24 protein-coding genes are annotated in these 26,241 nt (G+C 55.9%); 8 read left to right on the top strand and 16 right to left on the bottom strand.

Going from position 1 to position 26,241, the window contains the following annotated elements; translation table 11 throughout:
* Nucleotides 1–74 precede the first annotated feature (74 nt).
* Nucleotides 75–1,289: an acyl-CoA dehydrogenase gene (locus SHM7688_RS14985; protein WP_058240741.1), complete on the bottom strand. Its 1,215-nt coding sequence runs from the start codon at nucleotides 1,287–1,289 to the stop codon at nucleotides 75–77.
* Between the two features lie 239 nt (nucleotides 1,290–1,528).
* On the opposite strand from SHM7688_RS14985, the gene SHM7688_RS14980 reads away from it, so the two are divergent.
* Together SHM7688_RS14980 and SHM7688_RS14975 are read left to right on the top strand one after the other, a co-directional pair.
* On the top strand, nucleotides 1,529–2,098 hold the full coding sequence (locus tag SHM7688_RS14980; protein WP_058240740.1) for a cupin domain-containing protein: 570 nt from the start codon (nucleotides 1,529–1,531) through the stop codon (nucleotides 2,096–2,098).
* Nucleotides 2,099–2,107: 9 nt separating this feature from the next.
* On the top strand, nucleotides 2,108–3,220 hold the full coding sequence (locus SHM7688_RS14975; protein WP_058240739.1) for a CaiB/BaiF CoA transferase family protein: 1,113 nt from the start codon (nucleotides 2,108–2,110) through the stop codon (nucleotides 3,218–3,220).
* On the opposite strand, the gene SHM7688_RS14970 is transcribed toward SHM7688_RS14975, so the two are convergent.
* The 12 genes from SHM7688_RS14970 to purC form a co-directional block, all read right to left on the bottom strand.
* Nucleotides 3,217–3,906: an ABC transporter ATP-binding protein gene (locus SHM7688_RS14970; protein WP_058240738.1), complete on the bottom strand. Its 690-nt coding sequence runs from the start codon at nucleotides 3,904–3,906 to the stop codon at nucleotides 3,217–3,219. The genes SHM7688_RS14975 and SHM7688_RS14970 overlap by 4 nt on opposite strands.
* Complete coding sequence (locus SHM7688_RS14965; RefSeq protein WP_058240737.1) at nucleotides 3,903–4,658, bottom strand: ABC transporter ATP-binding protein; 756 nt, start codon at nucleotides 4,656–4,658, stop codon at nucleotides 3,903–3,905. The genes SHM7688_RS14970 and SHM7688_RS14965 overlap by 4 nt, the downstream gene beginning before the upstream one ends.
* The gene (locus tag SHM7688_RS14960; RefSeq protein WP_058240736.1) at nucleotides 4,651–5,634 is read right to left on the bottom strand and encodes a branched-chain amino acid ABC transporter permease; all 984 of its coding nucleotides are present in this window, start codon (nucleotides 5,632–5,634) and stop codon (nucleotides 4,651–4,653) included. Before SHM7688_RS14960 ends, SHM7688_RS14965 begins: the two co-directional genes overlap by 8 nt.
* A 1-nt stretch (nucleotide 5,635) precedes the next feature.
* On the bottom strand, nucleotides 5,636–6,553 hold the full coding sequence (locus tag SHM7688_RS14955) for a branched-chain amino acid ABC transporter permease (protein ID WP_058240735.1): 918 nt from the start codon (nucleotides 6,551–6,553) through the stop codon (nucleotides 5,636–5,638).
* A gap of 137 nt (nucleotides 6,554–6,690) precedes the next feature.
* Complete coding sequence (locus SHM7688_RS14950; protein ID WP_058240734.1) at nucleotides 6,691–7,824, bottom strand: ABC transporter substrate-binding protein; 1,134 nt, start codon at nucleotides 7,822–7,824, stop codon at nucleotides 6,691–6,693.
* 196 nt (nucleotides 7,825–8,020) lie between these two features.
* Nucleotides 8,021–11,416: an Rne/Rng family ribonuclease gene (locus SHM7688_RS14945; protein ID WP_223229186.1), complete on the bottom strand. Its 3,396-nt coding sequence runs from the start codon at nucleotides 11,414–11,416 to the stop codon at nucleotides 8,021–8,023.
* 594 nt (nucleotides 11,417–12,010) lie between these two features.
* Nucleotides 12,011–12,703 (bottom strand): HAD family hydrolase, encoded by a 693-nt coding sequence (locus tag SHM7688_RS14940; protein ID WP_058240732.1) that lies wholly within the window; start codon nucleotides 12,701–12,703, stop codon nucleotides 12,011–12,013.
* Nucleotides 12,704–12,819: 116 nt separating this feature from the next.
* Nucleotides 12,820–14,154 carry a sigma-54-dependent transcriptional regulator gene (locus SHM7688_RS14935; RefSeq protein WP_058240731.1) on the bottom strand — a complete coding sequence of 445 codons (1,335 nt, stop codon included), beginning with the start codon at nucleotides 14,152–14,154 and terminating at the stop codon, nucleotides 12,820–12,822.
* Between the two features lie 4 nt (nucleotides 14,155–14,158).
* The gene (locus SHM7688_RS14930) at nucleotides 14,159–15,922 is read right to left on the bottom strand and encodes a sensor histidine kinase (protein ID WP_058240730.1); all 1,764 of its coding nucleotides are present in this window, start codon (nucleotides 15,920–15,922) and stop codon (nucleotides 14,159–14,161) included.
* Nucleotides 15,923–15,958: 36 nt separating this feature from the next.
* Nucleotides 15,959–16,627 (bottom strand): phosphoribosylformylglycinamidine synthase subunit PurQ, encoded by a 669-nt coding sequence (purQ, locus tag SHM7688_RS14925; protein ID WP_058240729.1) that lies wholly within the window; start codon nucleotides 16,625–16,627, stop codon nucleotides 15,959–15,961.
* Nucleotides 16,627–16,857: a phosphoribosylformylglycinamidine synthase subunit PurS gene (gene purS, locus SHM7688_RS14920; RefSeq protein WP_058240728.1), complete on the bottom strand. Its 231-nt coding sequence runs from the start codon at nucleotides 16,855–16,857 to the stop codon at nucleotides 16,627–16,629. Before purS ends, purQ begins: the two co-directional genes overlap by 1 nt.
* 106 nt (nucleotides 16,858–16,963) lie before the next feature.
* Nucleotides 16,964–17,719 (bottom strand): phosphoribosylaminoimidazolesuccinocarboxamide synthase, encoded by a 756-nt coding sequence (purC, locus tag SHM7688_RS14915; protein ID WP_058240727.1) that lies wholly within the window; start codon nucleotides 17,717–17,719, stop codon nucleotides 16,964–16,966.
* A gap of 155 nt (nucleotides 17,720–17,874) precedes the next feature.
* On the opposite strand from purC, the gene SHM7688_RS14910 reads away from it, so the two are divergent.
* The 3 genes from SHM7688_RS14910 to bmt all read left to right on the top strand — a co-directional run bounded on the left by SHM7688_RS14910 (nucleotide 17,875) and on the right by bmt (nucleotide 21,344).
* The gene (locus SHM7688_RS14910) at nucleotides 17,875–18,183 is read left to right on the top strand and encodes a DUF1476 domain-containing protein (RefSeq protein ID WP_058240726.1); all 309 of its coding nucleotides are present in this window, start codon (nucleotides 17,875–17,877) and stop codon (nucleotides 18,181–18,183) included.
* Between the two features lie 247 nt (nucleotides 18,184–18,430).
* Nucleotides 18,431–20,236, top strand: coding sequence for a phosphatidylglycerol lysyltransferase domain-containing protein (locus SHM7688_RS14905; RefSeq protein ID WP_158500704.1), 1,806 nt, complete (start codon nucleotides 18,431–18,433; stop codon nucleotides 20,234–20,236).
* 94 nt (nucleotides 20,237–20,330) lie between these two features.
* Nucleotides 20,331–21,344, top strand: coding sequence for a betaine--homocysteine S-methyltransferase (gene bmt / locus SHM7688_RS14900; protein WP_058240724.1), 1,014 nt, complete (start codon nucleotides 20,331–20,333; stop codon nucleotides 21,342–21,344).
* A gap of 64 nt (nucleotides 21,345–21,408) precedes the next feature.
* Here bmt and SHM7688_RS14895 read toward each other — a convergent pair whose 3' ends face one another.
* The gene (locus tag SHM7688_RS14895) at nucleotides 21,409–21,795 is read right to left on the bottom strand and encodes a thermonuclease family protein (RefSeq protein WP_058240723.1); all 387 of its coding nucleotides are present in this window, start codon (nucleotides 21,793–21,795) and stop codon (nucleotides 21,409–21,411) included.
* Nucleotides 21,796–21,944: 149 nt separating this feature from the next.
* Here SHM7688_RS14895 and SHM7688_RS14890 point away from each other — a divergent pair, with 149 nt between their 5' ends.
* Nucleotides 21,945–22,706 (top strand): VOC family protein, encoded by a 762-nt coding sequence (locus SHM7688_RS14890; protein WP_058240722.1) that lies wholly within the window; start codon nucleotides 21,945–21,947, stop codon nucleotides 22,704–22,706.
* Here SHM7688_RS14890 and SHM7688_RS14885 read toward each other — a convergent pair.
* Nucleotides 22,703–23,806, bottom strand: a complete 1,104-nt coding sequence (locus SHM7688_RS14885; RefSeq protein ID WP_223229187.1) for a PA0069 family radical SAM protein — start codon at nucleotides 23,804–23,806, stop codon at nucleotides 22,703–22,705. The two genes, SHM7688_RS14890 and SHM7688_RS14885, sit on opposite strands and share 4 nt — an antisense overlap.
* Before the next feature lie 221 nt (nucleotides 23,807–24,027).
* On the opposite strand from SHM7688_RS14885, the gene SHM7688_RS14880 reads away from it, so the two are divergent.
* On the top strand, nucleotides 24,028–24,726 hold the full coding sequence (locus SHM7688_RS14880) for a cobalamin B12-binding domain-containing protein (RefSeq protein ID WP_058240720.1): 699 nt from the start codon (nucleotides 24,028–24,030) through the stop codon (nucleotides 24,724–24,726).
* 112 nt (nucleotides 24,727–24,838) lie between these two features.
* Nucleotides 24,839–25,489 carry a DUF1638 domain-containing protein gene (locus SHM7688_RS14875; RefSeq protein WP_058240952.1) on the top strand — a complete coding sequence of 217 codons (651 nt, stop codon included), beginning with the start codon at nucleotides 24,839–24,841 and terminating at the stop codon, nucleotides 25,487–25,489.
* A gap of 104 nt (nucleotides 25,490–25,593) precedes the next feature.
* Here SHM7688_RS14875 and SHM7688_RS14870 read toward each other — a convergent pair whose 3' ends face one another.
* A complete protein-coding gene (locus tag SHM7688_RS14870; protein WP_058240719.1) occupies nucleotides 25,594–26,217 on the bottom strand; it encodes a helix-turn-helix domain-containing protein in 624 nt (207 codons plus the stop codon).
* Nucleotides 26,218–26,241 lie beyond the last annotated feature (24 nt).

Raw genomic sequence — 26,241 nt, 5'->3', positions numbered from 1 at the left:
ACCTTCAATTATGCAAAAATGCGCATCTCCGATAGGAAATGCGCATTTCGCAATGTGATCACTGAAGAGCTAGATCAAAAGAAAGCCTGCAGGCCGGTTTGCGCACGCCCCAAAATCAGCGCATGCACATCATGAGTGCCCTCATAAGTGTTGACCGTTTCAAGGTTCACCATATGGCGGATCACGCCAAACTCGAGACTGATCCCGTTTCCGCCATGCATATCACGCGACAAGCGCGCGATATCCAATGCCTTGCCGCAGTTGTTGCGCTTGATGATCGACACCATTTCTGGTGCGGCCTTGGCCTCATCCATCAGGCGACCAACCCGCAGCGCAGCCTGCAAACCAAGCGAAATCTCAGTCTGCATATTGGCAAGCTTCAATTGAAACAGCTGTGTCTGTGCCAGAGGTTTGTTGAACTGCTTGCGGTCCAAACCATACTGACGTGCCGCATGCCAGCAGTATTCCGCGGCCCCCATGGCGCCCCATGCGATGCCATAGCGCGCGCGGTTCAAACAGCCAAACGGCCCTTTAAGACCTTCGATATTCGGCAAAAGCGCATCTTCAGAAACCTCGACATTGTCCAAAACAATCTCACCGGTGATAGAAGCGCGCAGCGAAGCCTTATGCATAATTTTGGGTGCGGACAGGCCCTTCATCCCCTTCTCAAGCACAAAACCCCGGATTTTGCCACCATGCGCTTCAGACTTAGCCCAAACCACAAAAACATCCGCAATTGGAGAGTTCGAAATCCACATCTTTGAGCCATGCAGCACATAGCCGCCATCCACTTTTTTAGCGGTGGTTTTCATGCCTGCAGGATCCGATCCAGCATCTGGTTCGGTTAGACCAAAACAGCCGATCCACTCACCAGAAGCCAGTTTTGGCAGATATTTCTTGCGCTGCTCTTCAGAGCCGTAAGCATAAATTGGGTACATCACCAAAGAGCTCTGCACGGACATCATCGAACGATAGCCGCTATCCACCCGCTCCACTTCGCGTGCAACCAGACCATAGGTTACATAGCCCGCGCCGATCCCGCCATATTCCTCAGGAATGGTCGTGCCCAGCAAACCCATCTCGCCCATTTCGGCAAAAATAGCAGGATCGGTTTCTTCATTTTCAAACGCAGCGGTCACGCGCGGGGCGAGTTTTTCATCACAATAAGCGCGCGCGGAGTCCCGAACCAAACGCTCATCTTCTTCCAGCTGGTTCTCGATCAGAAAAGGATCTTCCCAGTTGAATGAACCCAGGTCAGGTTTTGATTGCGGTGCCAGATCTTTGGCCATGTGGTCTCCTTCCTCACGCCTTTTCATCAAGACGCACAGACAGTGATTTTCGTTGCCGCCAATGTGAACCTAAGTGCCCAAGGGTCAAGGACATGAGGTCCAAAAGTCGTAACGTCGCAAAAAGATTTTCTCCTTCTATTGCGCAAAATATTGAGCATTGCTACGAGAAAATGACAAGTGTTGCACGACGTCACGAAGAGCAAGAATACCACAGTTTGGCTGGCAGGGATGGGTACGCCATGGAAAACGTATTTGACGTAGGGGATCGCCTTAAAAAATTAAGAATATCTGCGGGTTTGAGCCAACGTCAGCTGGCGGTTTCAGCAGACGTTCCGCATGGACAGATCTCTATGATCGAAACCAACCGTTCAAGCCCCTCTGTTGCCAGCCTGCGCAAAATACTGGGCGGCATGAACATGTCCATGGCCGAATTCTTTGAACCAGAGGCCGTTTTGCCCGGCCAGGTCTTTTTTGGCCCGGATGATCTGACGGATCTGTCATCTGCGCTGCCAACTGACGCAGGTCAGCTCACCCTCAAACAGATAGGGGATGCACGCGCACATGGCCTCCAGATCCTCAAAGAGCGGTATGAACCTGGTGCCGATACCGGTGAAACCATGCTCAGCCACCCCGCGCATGAGGGCGGCATCGTGATCAGCGGCGAAGTGGAAGTCACCGTCGGCACACAAAGCCGCATACTGCGGGCCGGAGACAGCTACCTGTTTGACAGTCAGCATCCTCATCGTTTTCGAAACCTGTCTGAAAAACCGGCTGAGGTGATATCTGCCTGCACGCCGCCTTACCTGTGAAAGCCCACCATGACCCCACTACACGGTCTCAAAGTTGTTGAACTCGCCCGCATTCTCGCTGGCCCCTGGATTGGCCAGTCTCTTGCGGATCTGGGCGCTGAAGTGATCAAAGTCGAAGCGCCCCAAGGCGATGACACCCGCACCTGGGGGCCTCCCTTTATCGAACGTGAAGAGGACAAGACAGCGGCCTATTTCTATGCGGCCAATCGGGGCAAAACATCTGTGGTGGCGGATTTTCGGACCGATGAAGGGCGCGAAAAGGTTCTCACACTGATCAAGGACGCGGACATTCTGATTGAGAACTTCAAGGTCGGCGGACTTGCAAAATATGGGCTGGATTATGACAGCCTGTCCAAACTCAATCCGCGGCTGATCTATTGTTCCATCACTGGGTTTGGCCAAACCGGGCCTTACGCAACACGCGCCGGATATGATTTTATGATTCAGGGCATGTCTGGCCTGATGTCGATCACCGGCGAACCTGACCGGCAGCCTCAGAAAGTTGGCGTCGCCGTCACGGATGTCGTAACCGGCCTCTATGGCACCATCGGCGTCTTGGCCGCGGTCGAGCAACGCCACAGGACCGGTAGAGGTCAACATATCGACATGTCTTTGCTGGATTGTGCAACCGCCCTTCTGGCCAACCAAGCCATGAATTATCTTGCCACCGGAGACAGCCCCACCCGCAAAGGCAATGCGCACCCCAACATCGCGCCTTACCAAGTGGTGCCAACCTCTGATGGTCACATTATCATCGCCGTGGGTAATGACGGGCAGTTTCAACGCTTGTGTGGGGTGTTGTCGTGCGGCGACCTCGAAGATTGCCCAGACTATGCAACAAATCAGTTGCGCGTTGCCCATCGCGACGCCCTGACGGCTGCAATTGAAGCTGAGACGATAAAATGGACTGCGCTGGATTTGCTCGCCGCATTGGAAGCCGCAACCGTCCCCGCAGGACCGATCAACGCCATCGCAGATACGCTCAATGATCCTCAAATTCAGGCGCGTGGCATGGTGATTGAAGCGGAGGGCATCAAAGGTGTGCGCGGGCCTTGGCACTTCTCAGACGCAAAACTGGCCACCGATCGCAGTGCGCCCAAACTGCCTCAAAGCGGCACCTAGACACCCAGATACCGGTCTGTTTCCGCTGCACCCAAAGCCGCAAATGGCCCGTGCCAGACCGTGCGCCCCTTTTCAAGGATCACCGCACGGTCTGCCACCTGCCCCAGTTCCTTCAAGCTTTTGTCGATGGCAATGATCGCCATGCCCGTTTCCGATTTTAGCTTGGCAACGGCCTCCCAAATTTCCTGCCGGATCACAGGCGCCAACCCTTCGGTGGCTTCATCCAGAATAAGCAAACGCGGATTGGTCATCAGCGCACGCCCAATCGCTAGCATTTGCTGCTCCCCGCCAGATAGCGAAGCAGCAGACTGCGCGTGGCGTTCTTCAAGCCGCGGAAACAGGCGACAGACAGCATTAAAATCCCATGCCCCTTTGCGCGCCGCGGCAATCAGGTTTTCATAAACCGTCAAATTTGCAAAACACCTGCGCCCTTCTGGTACAAGACCAATCCCAAGTCGCGCAGCCCTATGGGAAGGCATGCCCCCAATGTCGCGCCCAGCGAAAGACACTTCACCTGCAGCATGGCCTAACATTCGACACATGACTTTTACGGTGCTGGTCTTGCCCATACCGTTGCGTCCCATCAGCGCAAGCACCTCACCTTCATCCACCGACAAAGACACATCAAACAGCGCTTGGCTTGATCCATAAAAAGCTTCGATATGCGTGAGTGACATTAGGCTCATAGCGGCACATCATCCCCCAAGTAGGCGCGTCGTATTTCTGGATTAACACGGATCTCATCCGGCGTTCCCGTGGCAATCACCTCACCATAGACCAGCACGCTGATACGATCCGCCAAGGCAAAGACCGCATCCATATCATGCTCAATCAAAAGAATTGGCGCTGAATTCCGAAGCTCTGTGAGAAGCCCAATCATCTGCTGTGCGCCCTCTAGCCCGAGACCCGCCATAGGCTCATCCATCAAAAACACTTTGGGACGAAGCGTAAGGGCCACAGCCACCTCAAGCTGACGCCTCTGCCCATGGCTCAAATCCGCCGTCCGAACCGCCCCATGCTGCGCTAAGCCAACCTGATCCAATGCGCTGTGAGCAGCTTCCAACAAGGCCACATCTTTCATGACCGGCTTGAAGAACGACATCGCATGCCCGCGTCTCCCCAAGGCGCCAAGGACTGCGTTCTGTAAAACCGTATGCTCCATCGCCAATGACGAAATCTGAAATGTCCGCCCCAGCCCTCTGCGCGCGCGCCCTGCCGGCCCAATACCAGCGAGGTCTTCCTCCATCAAAAACACGCGACCGCTATCTGAGGCAAGATGCCCGGTGATCTGCTGAATCAGCGTCGACTTCCCTGCCCCATTGGGCCCAATGAGCGCATGAATTTCACCCGCTCGCAGATCTAGCGAGACATCATTTGTCGCCCTCAGGGCGCCGAAGCTCTTGAACAGGTTCTCAACGCGCAAAACAGTATCAGTCATGGGCCTTCTCCCGACCGGCAAGCGCGCCAATCACGCCCCCTTTGGCAAAAAGAACGATGCCCAACAGCAATGCACCAAGATAGACGTGCCAAAATTCGGACAAGCCCCCCAATACATGTTCCAGCAGAATGAATATCATTGCACCAATGACCGGACCAAACAGCCGCCCTACGCCACCAATGATAATGAAAATCATGATTTCTCCCGACATTTGCCAGCTCAACATGGTTGGGCTCACAAATCGGTTGAGATCCGCGAACAAAGCACCAGCCAATCCAGTGATGGCTCCTGAAATCACAAAAGCCACCAGTCGAAGCTTATAAGGTTCCATGCCCACCGAAAGAACACGTGTCTCATTCTGTCGTGCGGCGCTCAAAGCCAGACCAAAAGCCGATTTTTGAAGCAGGTTCATTCCCACAAGCACCAGACAGAGAATAGCAAAACACAATCCGAAGAACTGCATCGGCATCAGCGTGTTCACTCCCGGAAAGTCATTGCGCAGATAGATCGACAACCCATCCTCGCCGCCATAGGCAGGCCAGCTGATCGCGAAATAATAAATCATCTGCCCGAAGGCCAAGGTGATCATGATGAAATATACACCCGAAGTGCGCAGACTCAGAACACCTATCGCCAAAGCCGCCAAAGCGCTTGCCAAGATCGCCACCAGCCAGATCACAATCATGGATTTCGTGCCCTCAATCACAAAGGGCACCTCTATCAAGGGCGTGTAAGACTGCGCATGGCTGGCAAGGATCCCCATGGCATAGCCGCCAATGCCAAAAAACGCGGCGTGCCCAAGGCTCACCAAGCCCCCCAATCCAAGGGCTAGGTTCAAACCAACACCAGCCAGCGCAAAAATAACCGCACGCGTGGCCAATGTGATGGTGAATGGCTCATCTGCCATCCAAGCCCATAAAGGCACTCCGGCCAGCACAGCCAGCGTTGCAATATTGAGATAGGTTTCGCGGCTCATGTCAGCTCACCCCATAAAGTCCGCGCGGACGCATCACCAGCACGCCAGCCATAAGGATGTAGATCAGCATTGATGCCAAAGCTGATCCAATGGAAACCGCCGCCGACGGCTCCATAAACAGCGCAAAAACCTGCGGCAGCAAAAAACGCCCCATCGTATCTGTAAGCCCAACCAAAAGCGCGCCGACAAAGGCCCCTTTGATGCTGCCAATGCCGCCAATCACAATCACCACAAAAGCAAGGATCAGCACAGGCTCCCCCATGCCCACCTGCACCGATTGAATCGCGCCAACCAAAGCGCCCGCAAAGCCAGCCAAAGCTGCGCCAAGCGCAAAGACAAATGTGTAAAGCTTGGCAATATCCACGCCAAGCGCGGCGATCATCTCCCGATCTGCTTCCCCAGCACGAATGCGAATGCCAATACGCGTGCGGTTGATCAGAGCAAACATCCCCGCCGCGACCAGAAAGCCAATCACAATGATGGTGAGCCGATAGGTCGGATACTCAATGCCGCCGGGCAAGGTCACCGGCCCTGCCAAAGCGGCTGGTACATCCAGAAACAGTGGAAACGATCCAAACAACCAGCGCGTGCCTTCCGAGAAAATCAGGATCAGCGCGAAGGTCGCCAGCACTTGATCCAAATGATCCCGATCATATAGCCGCCGAATGATCGTCAGTTCAATCAGGGCCCCCGCCAGCGCCGCCGCCGCCAGGGACGCCATCAAGGCCAAAATAAAGGACCCTGTCGCAGCCGCCACAGCGGCGGCGGCAAAGGCCCCGATCATATAAAGCGAACCATGTGCCAGATTGATCAGCCCCATAACGCCAAATACCAGCGTCAGCCCGGCACTCATCAAAAACAACATCACGCCAAACTGAAGCCCGTTTAGCAATTGCTCAATGAAAAGAAGAGGTGTCATCGCCCTGCCCAACGCCACAACAGGTGGCGCATCGCCGCGCTAGTGCGGCGGTATTCTTGTCGTTTTATCTACGAAATGCCCGCCAAGACCTCTGGTCAAAGGCGGTAAAATGGGGAGCCCCCCCTCCCCATTTCCCATTACATCTTGCACTCAGCACCATACGCATCCACATGGTCACTCAGACCCGTGGCGATGATCTTGTTGGTGAACACATCCCCTTCTTTGATCACTTCACGCACATAGATGGTCTGGATTGGATGGTGGTTATCCCCGAATGAGAAATCCCCACGCACAGAGTCAAACTCCGCTGCCTTCAGAGCTGCACGGAACGCATCCGCATCCGCCACATCCGCTTTATCCATCGCCGAGATCAATAGGTTCGCAGTATCAAAGCCTTGGGACGCATACAGCGAAGGCAAACGACCATATTCGGCCTGAAAACTCTCCACAAAAGCCGCATTGGCTGCGTTGTCGATGTCTTTGTTCCACTGGCTGGTGTTTTTTACGCCCATGGCCGCATCCCCAACCGCTTGCAGAACGCCCTGATCAAAGCTGAATGCAGGCCCCACCAATGGCAGATCCACACCGCTTGCGGCGTATTGCTTCAGGAAAGAAATCCCCATGCCGCCGGGCAGGAAGAAGAACACGCTATCTGCACCAGATGCACGGATTTGGGCGATCTCTGCCGCATAATCAGTTTGACCCAACTTGGTGTAAAGCTCCCCGGCCAACTCTCCTTTGAAGAAGCGTTTGTAGCCGGTCAGCGCATCCTTGCCCGCGGGATAATTCGGCGCGAGGACAAAGCTGTTTTTGAAGCCGCTGTCAGTTGCATAGGCACCCGCAGCTTCATGCAGGTTGTCATTCTGCCAAGCCACATTGAAATAGTTCGGATGACACCCTTTGCCCGCCAATGGCGAAGGTCCAGCATTGGGCGACAGATAGAATTTGCCCTGTGCCGTGGCCGCAGGCACCACAGCCATCGCGAGATTAGACCAAATGATACCGGTCAGAACGTCAACCTTTTCTGATTGGATCATCTTGTCTGCCAGTTGCACCGCCACGTCCGGCTTGCGCTGATCATCCTCAATCACAACCTCCAGATCGTCGCGCCCGGCCTGTTTGACGGCCAGCATAAAGCCGTCACGCACATCAATTCCAAGACCTGCACCGCCACCGGACAAGGTGGTGATCATACCCACTTTGACATCCGCCTGCGCTGTCGCAGCGATCAACGCCATCGAAGCGGCCAAAGCCGCATTCCGCAAATTCATTTTTTTGCTCCCTGATCCTTTTTGATCTTATGAAGCGTACCTTGTGCGCGGAGAGATCATGCCGTCAATAACGTCTGAGAAATATTCTTAAGCTTAAAGCACCTTTCGATCTAAAAGGTACTTTTTCGTAACTTTTCATATTGCTAGTGCCTAAGCACAAACGAAAGCGCCGGGACTTGCCCGGCGCTTCTAAAATTTATCCGCGAGACCACCAGCCACGCCGTTTCGGCTTAGGTGGCGCAGCAGGCTCAGCGGAGACAACAACCTCAGCCGGCTCCTTCGCCATCTCAGGCTCTGCTTCCGATTCAAGTGCAACCTCTTCCACGGTTTCCTTCGCGAGGCTCGATGTGGCGGTGTCCTCCACAACCTCATCCGCCTTTATAGCCTCAGGCTGAGACGTACCCGCTGCAGCACCAGCAACCGTATCGGATGCAGCCTCTGCTTCTGGTGCTGCGGAAGCCACTTCCGCTTCGCCTTTCTCGTGCTCGACCGCTGTGGAGGCTACCTCTTCTGTCGTATTTGCATCCGTACCAGACGTCGCCTCATCAGAACCCGCCTCAACGCCAGCGCTCTCCTCATCCTTCTTCGATTTGGAAGACCGGCTACGTGATCGACTGCGGCTCCGGCTGCGAGAAGAACTTTTCTTTGGCTTCTCTGCCTCATCCTCTTCGGCACCAGCGTCAGACTTGTCCGCCTCAGGCTCGTGTGACTCCGCCCCGCCATCAGATGCGTCTTCTGATCCGGTCTCGCCATCTCCAGAAGCGTCGCCTGCCTCAGAGCCACCCCGGCGACGACGACGGCGACGACGGCGCTTCTTGGGCTTGACTTCCCCTTCTTCCGCAGCGGGAGTATCGGTTGTTTCAACAACCTCCTCTTCCCCATCCGCCTCATCGATCGCATCCATAATGGCGATGTCGCCGGAGACAACGGGCGCTTCAGGCTCAGGCACAGAACGCGTCGCTGTTTTGAATTTCTCAATCGTGAAGTCAGGCGACACGAGGTGCGGATCCCCTTCGACACGCACAGACAGGCCATAGCGCGCCTCAATCTGTGCAATATGCTCCCGCTTCTGGTTCATAAGATAGTTGGCAATCGCCACCGGCGCTTTCACCAGAACCTCACGAGACCGACCACGGGTCCCTTCTTCCTCGATCTGTCGCAGAATAGACAGTGCAAGATTGTCGTCAGAGCGGATCAGACCGGTGCCATGACAATGCGGACAGGGCTGTGTTGTGGCCTCAATCATACCCGGACGCAAACGCTGACGGGACATTTCCAACAGGCCAAAGCCTGAGATACGGCCCACCTGAATACGCGCACGATCGGTTTTGAGCTTATCTTTCAGACGTTTCTCAACCGCTGTGTTGTTCTTGCGCTCATCCATATCGATGAAGTCGATCACAATCAGACCAGCCAGATCGCGCAGGCGCAGCTGACGTGCCACTTCTTCCGCGGCCTCAAGGTTGGTCTTCAGCGCGGTCTCTTCAATCGAGCCCTCTTTGGTGGCCCGGCCGGAGTTCACGTCAATCGCCACTAGAGCTTCCGTGACACCAATCACGATATAACCGCCAGATTTCAGCTGCACCGTCGGGTTGAACATGCCCGACAGGTAGCTTTCCACCTGATAGCGCGCAAACAGCGGCAGGCTGTCCTGATACTGCTTAACGTTCTTTGCGTGGGACGGCATGATCATTTTCATGAAGTCCTTGGCGATGCGATAGCCGCGCTCACCTTCAACCAGAACCTCATCAATCTCACGCGAATAGAGATCACGGATCGAACGCTTGATCAGGTCGCCTTCTTCATAGATCTTAGCAGGGGCGATGGATTTCAGCGTCAGTTCGCGGATCTGCTCCCACAGGCGTTGCAGATATTCATAGTCCCGCTTGATCTCGCTCTTGGTGCGTTTTGCACCCGCCGTGCGCACAATAAGCCCTGCGCCGGTTGGCACGTCAATTTCATTGGCGATTTCTTTGAGCTTCTTGCGATCTGCAGCATTTGTGATCTTACGCGAAATGCCACCGCCGCGTGCTGTGTTTGGCATCAAAACGCAATAGCGGCCTGCCAGGGACAAATAGGTTGTCAGTGCAGCACCTTTGTTGCCGCGCTCTTCTTTCACCACCTGCACCAGCATGATCTGGCGCACTTTGATCACTTCCTGGATTTTATAGCGGCGCGGCCGAGGCTTCCGAGGGGGGCGAATGTCTTCGCTGTCATCTTCATCCGCAACGGACTCGATGCTCTCATCCTTCTCAGAGGCGTCAGAACGTTTTGAACGGCTGCGCGAGCGACGGCTGCGCGAGTTGCGACGACCGCCTTTGCCAGTGTCTTCCTCTGCGTCTTCCGCATCGCCATCTTCATCTGCGTCAGCGTCGCTCTCTTCAGAAGCTTCCACTGCTGTGTCTGCTGGCGTATCCGTTTCAGCGACGTCAGTTTCAGGCGCTACTGCTGCCGCTTCTTGACCCTCAGCTGAAACGCCTTCGGTTTCAGCAGTGCCTCCGGACGCTTCTTCCACAGCACCCTGCTCTGCGCCCTCTACACTTTCACTGACTTCTTCAACAACCGGTGCGTCTGCAGTGGCGGCCTCAGCCGTGTCATTTGCTTCCGCAGTAACGTTTTCTGTCTCTGCAGTGTCATCGGCAATATCTGCGGTAGCGTCCGCTTCAGCCGGCTCAGGTTGTGCACCATCCTCTAGAGAAGTTTCAGTGGCTTCCGTTTCCACTTCTTCGCCCGTCTCCGGGTCTTTACTGACAACGGCATCGCCACCTTCGGTGTTAGCCGCAATTGTTTTGCTCCCACCATCGTCTTTTTTGTCTTCGTCTTGAGCCGCGACTTCTTCAGTAGCACTCTCTCCAGCGCCCTCCTCAGAAGAAACATCTGCCTCTTCCGCTACGCCCTCAGGTGCGCTTGCGTCCTCAGAAACAACCGTTTCTTCAGCAGACACGTCATTCGTGTCCTCCGCAATGGGTGCATCGGCGACAGCGTCCGCCTCTGGCTGTGCCTCATCAGACGCGCTTTCAACCGCATCAACGGGTTCTTCAACCGGCGTCTCATCCACCAATTCCATTGGCGAAAGGCCTTCACCGGCGTCTTCGCCTGCGTCTTCCACCAAATCAATGGTTTCCATGCCGGAGATCTCAGCCAACGGTGCAGAGGTCTCTACCGACTCTACGGGCGACGTGTCATCAGTCTTGTTTTCAGAAACCTGATCATCCGTTTTTGATTTACGGGAGCGAGACCGGGATCGAGAGCGCGAGGACTTTGGCTTTTCCTCGTCTTCATCACGTGCCTTCAAAGACTCCGCATAAGCGCGTTCTTCTTCAAGAAGTGCTTCACGATCCGCCACTGGGATCTGATAATAATCCGGGTGAATCTCTGAAAAAGCGAGGAATCCATGACGGTTTCCACCATAGTCGACAAAGGCCGCCTGAAGCGACGGCTCAACCCGTGTTACTTTTGCAAGATAGATGTTGCCAGCAAGCTGGCGTTTGTTTTCGGATTCAAAGTCAAATTCCTCAACCTTGTTTCCGTCAACCACCACGACGCGGGTTTCCTCCGCGTGGGTGGCATCGATGAGCATTTTCTTAGCCATGTTGTCCGTTTGCACCCGCGCAAGCGCCGCGCCCCTCCCGGGGGATCGGGTCGTTGAACTTGAGTGGGGTGTCTTGTCTGAGCGAGGAGATGCGCGCCGCCGTCAGGGCCGCTTACGGCCTCTGCTCGGTCTCTCATGTCAATCGCGCGCTTCATCGCGTTTCTTCTCCGACACCGCGGGCGGATTGCGCCACGTCAGTGCCTGTTCTAAGCCCTCCGCGTACGGTGCGGGCGTCTCTATCGATCCGCTATGCGGACCCAATCGGTCTATTTGGTGCGCCGACCCGATGCCTCTTGGGCTGAGCGGATCAATTCGGAACACACCAAACAGCGAAACTCATGCGGCGGAACACATCCTGCCGTTAGACTACATAAGACCAAGCCCGTCCGGATTACAATGGGCAATCAACGCATGCGGCTCAGATGCCCCTGCTTTACAACGAAAACCTTTATTTTTCGTGCATTTCACAAACTGAAATCAATGAAACCAAGAGCCGTTTAGACGCCGCCATGGCCAAGTACACCCTTCACAGGTGAAACAAGTTATCCACAGGCCGACGAGCTCCGACTCATCCGTTCTCATCACGCTGAGAACTCAAAACCCTTCTTCCAAAACACCTATATGACGGGCGGCTTCCCCAAGATGCGTCACCACTTTCTGGCCAATGTCTGGAACCGGCACCTCAGTTGGACGCAGATCAGGAATCTGAAAGGTCGCGCATCCCGCCGCAATAGCCGCACGCGTGCCCAAATCACTGTCTTCAAATGCTACACAACGTGCCGCATCCACACCAAGTAGCGCAGCGCCAGTCAGATACGGCTCCGGGTGTGGCTTGTTTGCCCGCACCTCGTCCCCCGCACACACGGCATCAAAAAACCGAAGCAAACCTGCATGTTTGAGATGTTTACGTGCAAAACAGCCCGCCGTGGATGTCACAACCGCCATTGGGATATTTCGCACATGCAGCGCAGACAGCACCTCCAAAACATAGGGCTTAAGCGCAATTCCCTGAGCCGCATTGGCCGCATGATTTTCACGCCAGACCAAATCGAACCCCGCTATATCGACACCAGACGGTAGAAACGCCCCCAGTCGCCGGGTTGTCTCGGCAGCGGATGTACCGACCAAAGTAATGAAAAAAGCCTCTGCCTCGGAAGGCGCAATATCAAGATCTGAAGTCAGCGCCACAAAGGAGCGCATAAACATGCGCTCCGTATCCAAGAGCAATCCATCCATATCAAACAGACAGGCATCAAACGCCTCAGGAGACGTTGGAAAATCACGCATTTTTCAAATCGTCCAAAACCAATGATTTTACATTCCATGCCAAGAAAGTCTGAACGCCACAATCCCTTAGAAGGACCATGGCGTTCACTTAACCCATCACAATGAAATATGGCGTATCAGAGGTAATCCGCACGTTGCAAACCATACTTGGCCATCTTCTCGTTCAAGGTGCGACGCGGCAGACAGAGCTCCTCCATCACACCCGCAATCGAACCGCGATGGCGTCGCATGGTGTTGTCGATCAACATGCGCTCAAAAGCCTCCACATATTCCTTCAGCGGCTTGCCTTCCGTGGTCACAACAGGCTGCATTTCTTCGTGATCATTCATCAGAAGTGACGCTATCGTGCCTCCGCCACGGCGGCTCTGCAACACCGCGCGCTCCGCCAGATTGATGAGCTGGCGCACATTGCCAGGCCATGGTGCCTGCAACAATTGCGCGGCCTCCTGAGCGCTGACCTTTGGGGCTTCACAGCCATATTCTTCGCTGAATTGCTCAGAAAGCCGAGTGAACAGCGTCAGGATGTCTTCGCCACGCTGGCGCAGAGGGGGCACCGTGATCCGCAAAGCGGCCAATCGGTAAAACAGGTCAGAGCGCAGCGCGTCCTCGCAAGTGCGATCCTGTTCCTGCATGTTCGAAATTGCAATGATACGGGTTTCCGCAGGCGTGCCCTGCTCGTTGATCACATTGAGCAGCTTGGCTTGCAGCGTGTCGCTCAGGCTTTCGATATCTTCCAGCACCAAAGTGCCCCCACGGGCCTCTTCGATGGCGGGCAGCTGGCTGTCTTCCGGGTTCATAGGCCCAAACAACCGCTTGGCCAGCGCCTCTTCTTCAAAAGCCGCGCAGCTCACAAGAACAAACTTTTTGCCCCCACGGCTGCCAACCGCATGCAGCGCATGTGCGACGAGTGTTTTGCCGGTCCCGGTTTCCCCATCGATCAACACATGACCATCTGCCTGACCAAGATCCAGAATATCTTCTTTCAGGCGCACCATTGTTGGGCTGGCACCAATCAGTTTGTTCATGATCTGATCGCCATCTGACAGCTCACGCCGCAGCGCACGCGCATCCAAGGTCAACCGCCGCGCATTGGTGGCTTTTTTGGCCAGTTGCGTCATGCGGTCGGGATTGAACGGCTTTTCCAGAAAATCAAACGCCCCAACACGCATGGCCTCCACTGCCATAGGCACGTCGCCGTGGCCAGTGATCATGATCACTGGCAGGGCACTGTCAGCCCCCATCAGTTTTTTCAAAAACTGCATGCCATCCATGCCGGGCATCTTGATGTCGCTAATGACAATACCCGGGAAATCCGGCCCAAGTGATTTGAGCGCATCTTCCGCACTGCCATAGGTTTCCGTGTCATATCCTGACAGGGCCAGCCATTGGCTGATGGATTGCCGCATATCCTGCTCGTCATCGACGATTGCAATTTTCATGCTCTGGGCCACGAATTCACTCCGCTGCTTCTATGTCTTCATTCAAGATAGGCAGCTGCACCTCAAATACAGCCCCCCGTCCCTGCCCGTTGCGCGCGGTCAGCCGCCCGCCAAGGTCATTCACGATGCCCGATGAAATCGCAAGGCCAAGCCCCACGCCCTCACCCGGCTGTTTGGTGGTGAAAAATGGCTCAAACAGATTGTCCAGATCGTCGATGCCCGGACCATTGTCGCGCACCGTCAACGTCGCCGTCTCACCTGCTGCCAAAAGAATCTCAATTTCAGGATCACTGACCGGCTCCGTGGCATCCAATGCGTTGCGCAGCAAGTTGATCATCACCTGTTCAATGCGCACCCGATCGCCCATCACCCGCACTTGTTCGGTGGGCACAATCTTACTGATGCGCACCTGTCGCTGGCGCAACTGCGGCTCCATCATCGACAGGGCCGAGGCCACCGCATCTCCCATATCGACGGGATGGAATTCATCGCCCCCTTTGCGCGCATAGGATTTCAACTGTTTGGTGATCGCTCCCATTCGCTCAATCAGATCATCAATGCGCTGAAAGGAGGTCAACGCCTCATCTGGCCGATTGCGGCTCACCAGCAGGCGCGCACCTGCAAGGTAGGTCTTCATTGCGGCCAGAGGCTGATTGAGCTCATGGCTCACCGCCGCCGACATCTCCCCCAAAGCCGCCAGTTTGGAACTTTGCGCCAGACTCTGCTCCGCCACTTCAAGGCTCAACTGCATCCGCTCCCGTTCGGCGATCTCCCGCTGCAGCCGCAGGTTCAAACCGCGCAGCTCCACACTTTCACGCTGGAAAAACACCATGCGCGATGCGCTCTTGCGGCCCAGCACATAAAACCCGAGCGCCAGCAGGATCGCAAACCCCATGATTTCCAACGCCAATACCGCGTTCACCCGCTCGCGGACGCTGGCATAGGTCGTGAAGCTTGTCATCTGCCACCCCCGGAAGGGAATACGGGCACCGATGCGCATCACGGCTTCACCGCTGAGATAGGCATCTGCTGGGTCCTGGGCCCAATCCGAAGTCACTTTGATTGCGCGCTCAATCGCCCCAAGCGCAGGTTGCCGCGCCAAGGCCTCTGCCTCGGTCAATCCCCGCCATCGTGGTTCACTAGACAGGATGATCACGCCTTCGCTATTGGTCACAAGAATCGCATCAGAAATCCCAGCCCAGGCATGTTCAAATTTGTGCAGATCCACCTCAACTGCGATCACACCCAACGTGCTGCCGCCGCTTTCAAGACGGCGCGAATACATAAAACGGTAGGCGCCTGTCTCATTCTGAGACACGGTAAACAGCGTCAGATTAGAGCGCAGTGCATCAATAAAGAACGCTTGATCACGATAGTTGGTGCCCAGCCGTGTACGGTCTGTCGCAGCCACCGTTCGGCCGCTTTCATCCAGCAAAAGAAGAGAGGCCGCACCAATTTCATCAACAAATGAAATCAAGCGTTGGGTGGAGGTGGTGAAGTCCTGAGAGTTCAGCGCACCAATCAGCGCCGGGTCTTTTGCCAGAAGCTGTGGCACAATTGCGTTACGCCGCAACTCACTGATCAAGTTTCCGGAATAAAGCGCCAACCGAAGCTCCGCACGATTGCGGGTGTTTTCAGTAAAACGTGCTGTCAGATAGCTGTTTGTGACCCATATGGTTACCCCGGCGACAACCGCAATCAGCGCCAATACCACACGGGCGCGCCAACTGGCCGTGGCCGAAGGCACCATATCGTCAGGGGGAGCGGCGTTTTGCGTCATGAAACGACACTACGCCGCTCCGCCCAAAGCCTCAAGTCACGCTGCGGCAAACTGATCCATCAACGCGCGGAACATTGCCACCCCATCGGTGCCACCGTGGCCGATATCCGCCGCCCGCTCCGGGTGAGGCATCATGCCAAGCACGCGACGGTTCTTGCTGACCACGCCCGCAATATCCGCCACGGACCCATTTGGATTGTCTGTGTAGGTGAAGGCAATGCGGTCTTCATCGCGCAGCTCTGCCAGCTTATCCTCTGTTACAAAGTAGTTGCCATCATGGTGCGCAATCGGAACGTTCACCACGTCGCCTTTGTTATAACCATAAGTGAAGGCGGTGTTGGCCGATGCCACTTCAAGCCCCACAGTGCGGCAAATGTATTTCAAACCCGCATTGCGGCGCAGCGCCCCCGGCAACAGCCCGGTTTCGGTCAAAATCTGAAATCCATTGCAAACCCCAAGCGCATAACCGCCGCGCTCAGCGTGCTGAATCAAAGACTGACAAATCGGAGAGTTCGCCGCAATCGCACCACAGCGCAGATAATCACCAAAGCTGAACCCACCTGGCACGCCCACAATGTCGATGCCTTCTGGCAACGCGGTGTCCTTGTGCCACACCATGGTGACATCCGCCCCGGCCTGCTCAAAAGCAACCGCCAGATCGCGGTCACAGTTGGAACCCGGGAAAACAATGACCGCTGCTTTCATCAGCCCATCTCCACCCGGTAGCTTTCGATCACGGTGTTTGCCAGCAACTTCTCGCACATCTCGGTTACGGTCGCCTCGGTGGTGCCTTCAGCGAGATCCAGCTCTATCACCTTACCCTGACGTACGCCTTCCACGCCGTCAAAACCAAGGCTGCCAAGCGCATGGCGCACGGCCTCACCTTGCGGATCCAAAACGCCGTTCTTCAGCATGACATAAACGCGGGCTTTCATGTGGTCTCTCTCCGGTTGGGCGGAGGCGGGCCAGTCCCTTTGCCTCCTGCCAAAAAATAGTCTAACCCCGGCGCCCGCCACCGGGCACTGGAGCCTCAGATTGGGGTCAGTTTACCAAGGTCGGCTTTGGGCCGGTGCCTTTGGGCAGCACACCCAGACGGCGCGCCACTTCGGCATAAGCGTCCGTCAAGCTGCCAAGATCACGGCGGAACACATCTTTGTCGAGCTTCTGACCACTCTCAATGTCCCACAGGCGGCAGCTGTCCGGGCTGATCTCGTCCGCCACAACCAGACGCTGGAAATCCCCTTCGTAGACGCGGCCAATTTCGATTTTGAAATCGATCAGGCGAATACCAACGCCATACATGACGCCGCTCAGATAGTCGTTCACACGCAGCGCAAGACCAAGAATGTCATCCATGTCCTGCTGGCTCGCCCAACCAAAGGCGGCAATGTGTTCTTCGGACACAAGCGGATCGCCAAGGCTGTCGTCTTTGTAGCAATATTCAACGATCGGGCGCGGCAGCTGTGTGCCTTCTTCAATGCCCAGACGTTTGCTCATGGATCCTGCCGCAAAGTTACGCACGATCACTTCCAGAGGAATGATCTCACAGTTGCGCACCAGCTGCTCACGCATGTTCAGGCGTTTCAAAAAGTGTGTCGGCACGCCAATCTGCGTCAGACCCGTCATGAAATACTCGCTCAGGCGGTTGTTCAGCACACCTTTGCCATCAATCACGTCTTTCTTCTCCGCGTTGAATGCGGTGGCATCATCCTTGAAATACTGAACGATTGTGCCTGGCTCAGGCCCTTCAAACAGAATCTTGGCTTTGCCTTCATAGATTTTTTTGCCGCGGGCCATGGCTGTATCCTCTTTTTCCGGCGATGAGTCCCGGATTCAGCCGCCCTCTTAAATGATGGGCAGCTTTGTCGCAAGCTTGCCGCGCCCTCTTGCGTCGAATGCCGCAAGTTGCCATATCTCTCAGAGAAGTTTGAGGGCCAAGAGGACCAAGTGACATGAGCACCTTTGACGAACGCGAAGCAGCATTTGAAGCCAAATTCGCACATGATGAAGAAATGACTTTCAAAGCGGACGCACGGGCGAACAAATTGCTTGGCCTCTGGGCCGCTGAATTGCTCGGAAAGTCTGGCGATGATGCCGAAGACTACGCCAAATCTGTTATCCGCGCAGATTTCGAAGAAGCAGGTCATGATGATGTGATCCGCAAGGTTGTCGCCGACCTTGAAGGCAAATCCGACGAAAGCAGCATTCGCGCCAAACGTCGGGAATGCCTTGCACAAGCGAAAGAGGAATTGGCAGCCTGATCAGGCCCACCAAATGCTCAATTCAGAAAGCGCGCCTCATCCGCGCGCTTTTTTTCTCTCTAATTGAATATGTTAAGCCAGCGGAAACCCTGCGCCAGATAGCATTTTTGCATCACTTTGAAGAACATTTTGGGCGGGAACCTGGGGAATGTTGATTATTAAAAAGGCAAAATCAGTGCTTCGGCACATCTGGCCGCTGGCGCTTGGCACTCTTTGCTGTGTCATTTTAGCGAGGCAATTGGAGGGCATGGATCTTTCCGCCCTCTGGAGCGCCGTGATGGATGTGACGCCATTGCAATGGTCCCTCGCCATTGGCGCGACCCTCGTCAGCTTTCTTGCTGTGGCCCGTTATGACGTCATTGCACAGCGACATTTCCAAATGGATCGCGCCCCTTCTGAGGCCATGTGGGTGGGCGCATCCGCCATCGGCCTTGGGCAAACCCTTGGCGCGGGTGCCATTGTCGGCACTTTTGTGCGCTGGCGCATGACGCCAGATCTTTCACTCAAAGACGCCGCGCGCATAACTGCGTTTGTCACCGTCACCTTCCTTGCCGCACTGGCTGTGACCATCGCGCTGGCTGCGCTGGCCCTCCCGACGCCACATATTCCTGGCTACCTGCCCTATCTGATTCTCGCGGTCGCCCTTGGATTAGCAATTGTGGCCTTCATGTTTCCGGTCCTTTCCCGTCAAGGTCGCCGCTTCACGCTGCCCACCCTGCCTGCCATGGCCGCTCTGTTGAGCCTGTGCCTGATCGACACTGTGTTTGCCGCACTTGCGCTCTATGTACTGCTCCCGCCTGACATGTCCCTCAGCTTCGCCACGCTGCTGCCTGTCTTTCTAATTGCACTGGGAGCCGCTATTTTCTCCGGCACCCCCGGCGGCGTGGGACCTTTCGAACTGACCCTTCTTGCGCTTCTACCGCATCAGCCAGAGCCCATCCTGCTTGCCGGTGTTCTGGCCTTCCGCGCGATCTACTATGCGCTGCCAGCCTTGTTGTCTGGCGCCGCTCTGTTGCGATGTCTGCTGCGCCCCTCTCTTGCGCGCCAACCGCGCCACGCACGCGCGTTTGAGGCCTTTGGTGAAACCCCTCTTTCCTCGGTCAGCCGCGCAGAACTGGGCGTTATTCGTCAAAATGGCGGCGCGCTCTTGTCTTGCGATGCTGGCCGCTGTGGCATTGTGCGCATTGGCCAAACGCTGGTGGCGCTGTTTGACCCGATCGAAGGCGATGCCAACAGTATGGCCCGTCCTCTTAAACATGCCGCCCGCGCGCAAAACCGTATTGCCTGCAAATATAAAATATCTGCGCGTCAAGCTGTGAGCGCGCGCAAGGCTGGCTGGGCTGTGTTGCATATTTCGGATGAGGCACTCATCCACCCAGCCATGCACAGCACCGATGGCGCCTCCTATCGCCAATTGCGTCGCAAGCTGCGTCATGCCGAAAAGGCAGATATCTCAGTCTTGCGCCCTGAAGGCACATTGCCCTTAGGCGACATGGCTCGTGTGTCCTCCGCTTGGGAAGCGCGCCACGGCGTCCCGCGCGGGCTGACCATGGGACGGTTTGACGATCTCTACGTCGGCCACCAGCAGGTTTTTCTTGCCTATCAGGGCGCACGGCTTGTTGGCTTTGTAAGCTTTCATGCTACCGCACATGAGTGGTGTCTGGATCTGATGCGTGTGCTTCCGGATGCGCCAGATGGCACCATGCATCTCCTTGTGCAGCGTGCCATCGAAGCGGCTGCAGATCTCGACGTGCAGTGCCTGTCCTTGGCTGCAGCCCCCGCATTGCCCACCGGACGCACCCGACTAGAGCAGTTTTTGCGCACACAGCACTTCAAACACGGCGGTGGCGCGGGATTGCGGCAATTCAAGGCGTGTTTCGCCCCGCGCTGGCAGCCTCTGTTCATGGCGGCTCCGGGGCCTGCCCAACTGAGCTTGGCAACATTAGATCTGATCCGTGCCGTCAACCTGCGCAGCGCACCGGCGACCCCCATTGACTGCGCCCCTGTGGTCCAGATGGCAACGATCAAAGGTCACATGCGATCTGACTCATAATTGTCATGCATCAAATGAATTTGAGCCTTCGCGGCCTTCGTGGCACACGGCGAAGATAAACTACGCGGCCCGTCCGCGCCGAAAGGAGTCTCAGATGACGAACGCCCTCTCCAAACTCTTGGAAACCCGTGACTGGCTGATGGCAGATGGCGCCACTGGCACCAATCTGTTCAATATGGGGCTCACCTCCGGCGATGCGCCTGAAATCTGGAACGACACGCATCCGGAAAACATCAAGAAACTCTACAGCCTCGCTGTAGAGAGCGGGTCCGATATCTTTCTGACCAACTCTTTTGGCGGGAATGCGTCGCGTTTGAAACTGCATGACGCACAGGGCCGTGTCCGTGAGCTCAACCGTCTGGCTGCCGAAATTGGCCGGGACGTGGCAGATGCCGCCGGTCGTCCCGTTGTGGTTGCTGGCTCTGTCGGGCCAACCGGAGACATCATGGAGCCGGTCGGCACTCTGAGCCACGCTGGTGCCGTCGAAATGTTTCATGAGCAAGCCGAAGGCCTGAAAGAAGGCGGCGCTGACGTGCTCTGGCTTGAAACCATTTCTGCGCCCGAAGAATACAAAGCCGCCGCCGAAGCCTTTGCTTTGGCAGATATGCCATGGGTCGGCACTATGAGTTTTGACACCGCCGGACGCACCATGATGGGCGTGACCTCTGCTGATATGGCCCAGATGGTCGAAGCCCTTCCCAATCCGCCACTCGGCTTTGGCGCAAACTGCGGCGTAGGGGCCGCCGACCTGCTGCGCACCGTGCTTGGCTTTTCTGCCCAGGGAATTGAGCGCCCGATCGTGGCCAAAGGGAATGCCGGCATTCCCAAATACCATGACGGTCACATCCACTACGATGGCACGCCGGAACTGATGGCCGAATATGCGGTTATGGCGCGTGATTGCGGAGCCACCATCATTGGCGGATGCTGCGGCACAATGGCGGAGCACCTGAAAGCCATGCGTCACGCTCTGGAAACACGCCCCCGTGGCGAGCGGCCCACACTGGAGCAGATCACAGAAAAACTCGGCGGGTTTTCTTCGACCTCGGACGGTACGGGTGAGGCGGAAGCGCCAAAACGCGAACGCCGTGGGCGCCGTCGCGCCTAAGTTCAATCACAATCACACATTTGGCAAACAGCCCGGCCACGTGCCGGGCTGTTTGTCTATACGATCAACAATAGCGTGCCCGCGCAATCCGGCTTTTGGCGGAGGGTCGCTCCAGATGGCGATAACGCCCACCCGAATAGCGGGCGCAATCAAGCGCGTGTCCCGCCGCAATCACGGCAGCTCCAATGTCTTCGCCATCTGCATAACAAACCCCGATGTGGCGATCATAAGAGCGTTCTCCCGTCAAATCACATTTCACGGATTTGCCCCGTAAGTAATTGACAGTCCACCGTTTCGCATCTTTTCCCGCACGCGTTTTAAGCTCCGGCGCGTCGACACCCTGAAATCTCACCGGCGTGCCATCCACCACTATGGTGTCCGCATCCCGCACCCTCACTTCTGCCCCAACAGGCGTGGCTGCCAATACCGCAGCCAGTACTAGTCTTTTCATTATTGGTCTTCATCAGTTAAGTTCCGCCCTCCACCTACCCTGATCTTCAACGCCTGTCATCCGCTCAGAGACCGATCACGACCGTTTCGTTGCGAGCAAAACTCCGATACAAAAATCACGAACACTCACACCACTTGAGAGGCCGAATTTTGGCACATCTGGACACGCTCACCCTCCGCGTCAGCAACCCTGATGCACAGCGCTGCTTTTACCGCGATGTTTTCGGCATGTCGGAAAGCGATAACGGTACACTGAGCTACAGCGCTCAAGACGTCTCTCTAAGTTTTGAGCAGGCCCAGCACCCCTATGCCCCACAAGACAGCGATCTCTTCTGGAAAATTGCCATCGCCGTGCCAAATATCGATTTGGCCGTCAGCCAACTGCGCGCGGCAGGAGTGGAGTGCACCACACCGAAACAGTTTCGCGATGTAGGATACCTCGCCAAAGCGATGGATCCTGAAGGCTTTCCAGTCGAACTGATAGATCATCATTTCAAAGGCAACCGCCCAACACGCCCCTATGACGAGAGCCTGCTTGGCGGCGGGCCGCATATCAATCTCGTGACCCTGCGCACCTCCGATATCACCGCCATTCAGCCAGACATCCTGTCATGGGGCCTCCCGCTGCTCTCCATTCAAGACGTAACGCCCTTTGGCTTCACGCTTTATTTCTATGGCAGCACTCAGGCATCGCCGCCCAACGCGGATCCAACCGCGGTGGAAAACCGCCCTTGGCTTTATCAACGTCCCGAGACTTTGTTGGAAATTCAACATGTACCCGCTTTGGAAAGGGAAACTGTGCCCCAGGTTGGTGCAGCCGGCTACGCGGGCCTGACAATAGCAACATCACAGCCGTTCACGTCCTGTCAGCGGCTGAAAATCACGTCCGTGCCGCGCATTCAGATCCGCTAAAAAAGCGCCATTTGCCCGTCCCGATCCAGAGGCACTTCAAACAAATCCCGGCGCAACTCCGGGAGGGTCTTCAAAAGGCCCAGCCGCTTACGTGCCGCCTCAAAGCGCTGGGCAATCATTTCCGCAAAAATGCCCTCGCCCCGCATGCGCTTCCCCCAAGCGGCCTGATAGAGGTCGCCGCCATGCATCTCGCGCAGGCGCGCCATCACTTTGCCCGCTCTTGCAGGGTAGGCATCCTCCAACCACTCCTCAAAGAGCGGCGCGACCTCTCCGGGCAAACGCAGCATGATCCAGCTTGCCGCCCTCGCACCGGCCTGCGCCCCGGCAGCCAACAAGCGTTCAACTTCGTGATCACTCAAACCCGGCACCACCGGCGCCAACATCACACGCACGGGAATATCTGCCGCACTCAAACGTCTGATCATCTCAACCCGGCGCGCAGGCAAGGGCACACGTGGCTCCATCGCTCTGGAAAGATTCTCATCAAGCGTCGTGAGTGAAACGCCAACCTGCGCCAGCCCCCGCTGCGCCAAACGCTGCAATATGTCGATATCCCGCTCAATCAGCGTCCCTTTGGTCACAATCGCCACCGGATGCTGAAACCGCTCCAGAACCTCCAAAATCCTCCGCATAATCCGATATCGACGCTCAATGGGTTGATAAGGGTCCGTATTGGTGCCTAGTGCCAGCACATCCGGCACATAGGATTTTGAGCGCAACTGACGCTCCAGCACTTGCGCCGCATTAGGCCGTGCCACGAGCTTGCTTTCAAAATCCAATCCGGGTGACAATCCGAGGTAGGCATGTGTTGGGCGCGCAAAACAATAGATACACCCATGTTCACACCCCCGGTAAGGATTAAGGGATTGATCAAAAGGTACATCGGGCGATTGATTGCGCACGATCACAGAGCGCGGCGCCTCTTCACGCACTTCTGTAGCAAAGTCTGCACGCTCTTCGACCATATCCCAGCCATCCCAAACCTCTTCACGCGAAGTCTCAAACCGGCCGCTTGCATTGCTGCGTGCCCCCCGGGCACGACGACGTCTGGGATCTATGCGCTCCAAATAGGCTGCCAGCTCATGTCGTTTTTCATCCACCATACGTCAAAGATAGAACAAAAGTAGAACGCACACAATAAAACCCATAATCTGAATGAAAAACTTTCATCAGAAACGCCATTTTTGCCCCTACACGTCGCACGCGACCTTGGCTATGTCGCTATTCAGACAGTTTGCCGCGTCAAAAAGACCGACATCTGGGACAACAGAGAGCGAGCGACGCCACGTAACCGGCGAAGCCATGATATGGGAACATGCACATGTCAGAAGAAGAAGACATCATCCTGTCCGAGCTGGACGACGAGGAACTTGTCCAACAGATGTTTGACGACCTCTACGATGGCCTCAAAGAGGAAATCGAAGAGGCTGTGAACATCCTGTTGGAACGGGGTTGGGCGCCTTACAACATCCTGACCGACGCGCTTGTTGGCGGCATGACCATCGTTGGCGCCGACTTCCGCGATGGAATCCTCTTCGTGCCTGAAGTGCTTCTGGCTGCAAACGCCATGAAAGGCGGCATGGCCATCCTCAAGCCGCTGCTCGCCGAAACTGGCGCACCGCGCATGGGGTCCATGGTGATCGGCACGGTGAAAGGTGACATTCACGACATCGGTAAAAACCTCGTGTCCATGATGATGGAAGGCGCAGGCTTCGAAGTTGTGGACATCGGCATCAACAACCCAGTCGAAAACTACCTGGAAGCGCTCGAAGAGCACAAGCCAGACATTCTGGGCATGTCTGCTCTGCTGACCACGACCATGCCTTACATGAAAGTCGTGATTGACACGATGGTCGAGAGCGGTGTCCGTGAGGACTACATCGTTCTGGTCGGGGGCGCGCCGCTGAACGAAGAGTTCGGCAAAGCGATCGGCGCAGACGGCTATTGCCGCGATGCGGCTGTCGCTGTTGAGATGGCCAAAGACTACGTTGCGCGCAAGCACAACCAAATGAACGCCTAAGGGCCTTTGTTTCACTCCCCCGCACTTGCGGGTCTGGCCCGCCCTCCCCGGCGGGCCATTTTTGTTTAAACGCTCCCAGCGCTTGGAGGCGCCAGCCAACGTGACCGACAAGATCACCCAGCTCAACGACGCCAAATTGACGGAAAATGGCCTGTCTCCAACAGGCGAAACCGGCCGTGTGCTCCTCTTGGCCTGCGGCGCCTTGGCCCGTGAAATTCTTGCCCTCATCGAGATCAACAGTTGGTCCCACATGGACCTTACCTGCCTCCCGGCGATCTACCACAATCATCCGGAACGCATTGCTCCGGCCATCGCCGAGGCTGTTGCGAAACACCGCGGCAGTTATGAGCAGATTTTTGTCGTTTATGCGGATTGTGGCACCGGAGGCGCACTTGCAAAGACCTGCAAGGACCTCGGCGTCGAAATGATCCCCGGTCCACATTGCTACAGTTTCTTTGAGGGCAACGACCGGTTCGCAAAAATCGCAGAGGAGGAATTCACAGCCTTCTATCTGACCGATTTTCTGGTCCGTCAGTTCGATGCCTTTGTCATCAAACCCATGGGGCTGGATCGCCATCCAGAACTCAAAGACATGTATTTCGGAAACTACGAGAAACTTGTGTATCAGGCCCAAACAGAGGATCCCACCCTTACCGCCAAGGCTCAAGACTGCGCAGAGCGTCTGGGGCTGGCATTTGAGCGCCGCTTCACAGGGTATGGCGATCTGGAAACAGCTCTTAAACCTCTGAAAGCACGCAACTGAGCGTCGCTCACCTGCACACCAAAAGTCGCCTTAAAAGAGCCAAAAAACTAAACGTTAACAAAATTTTAAACTTCTGATCTAACGTTAACTTTAACAGATCCACCTTAAGTCAGCGATGTCACCCAGAGGATAGTGGCATCCTCATCGCTGACCGAGATCACATTGTGCCCCATGGAGCCGTCATAATAGGCGCTGTCGCCGCGCCGCATTTCAACTGGTTCATAAAATTCCGTGTAAAGCTGCACCACGCCCGTGAGCACATAGAGAAACTCTTCCCCGTCATGGCGCACCCAGCCATCAAACTCATCCATGCTGCGCGCTCGAACCCGCGCGCGATACGGCAACATGGCTTTCTTGCGCAATCCTTCCGCCAATAATTCATGCTCATAGGTCGTGGTGACCTGATGCGCACCCTCACCGGATTTCACAACGGCCATACGGCCATTGATCTGATCCTTCTGGGGCGCCGTGAAGAGCTGTGGGACAGAAATTTCTAATCCAACGGCCAGTTTTTTCACCGCATCATATGTTGGCGACATCTGTCCATTCTCGATCTTGGACAAGGTGGACCGTGCCAGCCCCGCCTGTGACGCGGCCTGTTCCAAGGTCCATTTGCGCGCCTTGCGCAATTCCCGCACGCGCTCGCCAAGGTCAAGGGGTTCAACGTGATCTTCGCCACCGCCCTCGCGCGCGATACGGATCAGAGATTTTGGATCTATGTCACTCATGACAGGCTTCTATCCTGCCCAGAG

Origin of the sequence: Shimia marina, assembly GCF_001458175.1 — a bacterium.
In the GTDB taxonomy this organism is placed as follows: domain Bacteria; phylum Pseudomonadota; class Alphaproteobacteria; order Rhodobacterales; family Rhodobacteraceae; genus Shimia; species Shimia marina.
This window is presented reverse-complemented; position numbering and strand designations above follow the sequence as displayed.

Coding starts and splice junctions, on each gene's coding strand:
- SHM7688_RS14985 (WP_058240741.1), bottom strand. CDS start 1,289: ATGGCCAAAGATCTGGCACCGCAATCAAAACCTGACCTGGGTTCATTC.
- SHM7688_RS14980 (WP_058240740.1), top strand. CDS start 1,529: ATGGAAAACGTATTTGACGTAGGGGATCGCCTTAAAAAATTAAGAATA.
- SHM7688_RS14975 (WP_058240739.1), top strand. CDS start 2,108: ATGACCCCACTACACGGTCTCAAAGTTGTTGAACTCGCCCGCATTCTC.
- SHM7688_RS14970 (WP_058240738.1), bottom strand. CDS start 3,906: ATGAGCCTAATGTCACTCACGCATATCGAAGCTTTTTATGGATCAAGC.
- SHM7688_RS14965 (WP_058240737.1), bottom strand. CDS start 4,658: ATGACTGATACTGTTTTGCGCGTTGAGAACCTGTTCAAGAGCTTCGGC.
- SHM7688_RS14960 (WP_058240736.1), bottom strand. CDS start 5,634: ATGAGCCGCGAAACCTATCTCAATATTGCAACGCTGGCTGTGCTGGCC.
- SHM7688_RS14955 (WP_058240735.1), bottom strand. CDS start 6,553: ATGACACCTCTTCTTTTCATTGAGCAATTGCTAAACGGGCTTCAGTTT.
- SHM7688_RS14950 (WP_058240734.1), bottom strand. CDS start 7,824: ATGAATTTGCGGAATGCGGCTTTGGCCGCTTCGATGGCGTTGATCGCT.
- SHM7688_RS14945 (WP_223229186.1), bottom strand. CDS start 11,416: ATGGCTAAGAAAATGCTCATCGATGCCACCCACGCGGAGGAAACCCGC.
- SHM7688_RS14940 (WP_058240732.1), bottom strand. CDS start 12,703: ATGCGTGATTTTCCAACGTCTCCTGAGGCGTTTGATGCCTGTCTGTTT.
- SHM7688_RS14930 (WP_058240730.1), bottom strand. CDS start 15,922: ATGACGCAAAACGCCGCTCCCCCTGACGATATGGTGCCTTCGGCCACG.
- purQ (WP_058240729.1), bottom strand. CDS start 16,627: ATGAAAGCAGCGGTCATTGTTTTCCCGGGTTCCAACTGTGACCGCGAT.
- purS (WP_058240728.1), bottom strand. CDS start 16,857: ATGAAAGCCCGCGTTTATGTCATGCTGAAGAACGGCGTTTTGGATCCG.
- purC (WP_058240727.1), bottom strand. CDS start 17,719: ATGGCCCGCGGCAAAAAAATCTATGAAGGCAAAGCCAAGATTCTGTTT.
- SHM7688_RS14910 (WP_058240726.1), top strand. CDS start 17,875: ATGAGCACCTTTGACGAACGCGAAGCAGCATTTGAAGCCAAATTCGCA.
- SHM7688_RS14905 (WP_158500704.1), top strand. CDS start 18,431: ATGGATCTTTCCGCCCTCTGGAGCGCCGTGATGGATGTGACGCCATTG.
- bmt (WP_058240724.1), top strand. CDS start 20,331: ATGACGAACGCCCTCTCCAAACTCTTGGAAACCCGTGACTGGCTGATG.
- SHM7688_RS14895 (WP_058240723.1), bottom strand. CDS start 21,795: ATGAAAAGACTAGTACTGGCTGCGGTATTGGCAGCCACGCCTGTTGGG.
- SHM7688_RS14880 (WP_058240720.1), top strand. CDS start 24,028: ATGTCAGAAGAAGAAGACATCATCCTGTCCGAGCTGGACGACGAGGAA.
- SHM7688_RS14870 (WP_058240719.1), bottom strand. CDS start 26,217: ATGAGTGACATAGATCCAAAATCTCTGATCCGTATCGCGCGCGAGGGC.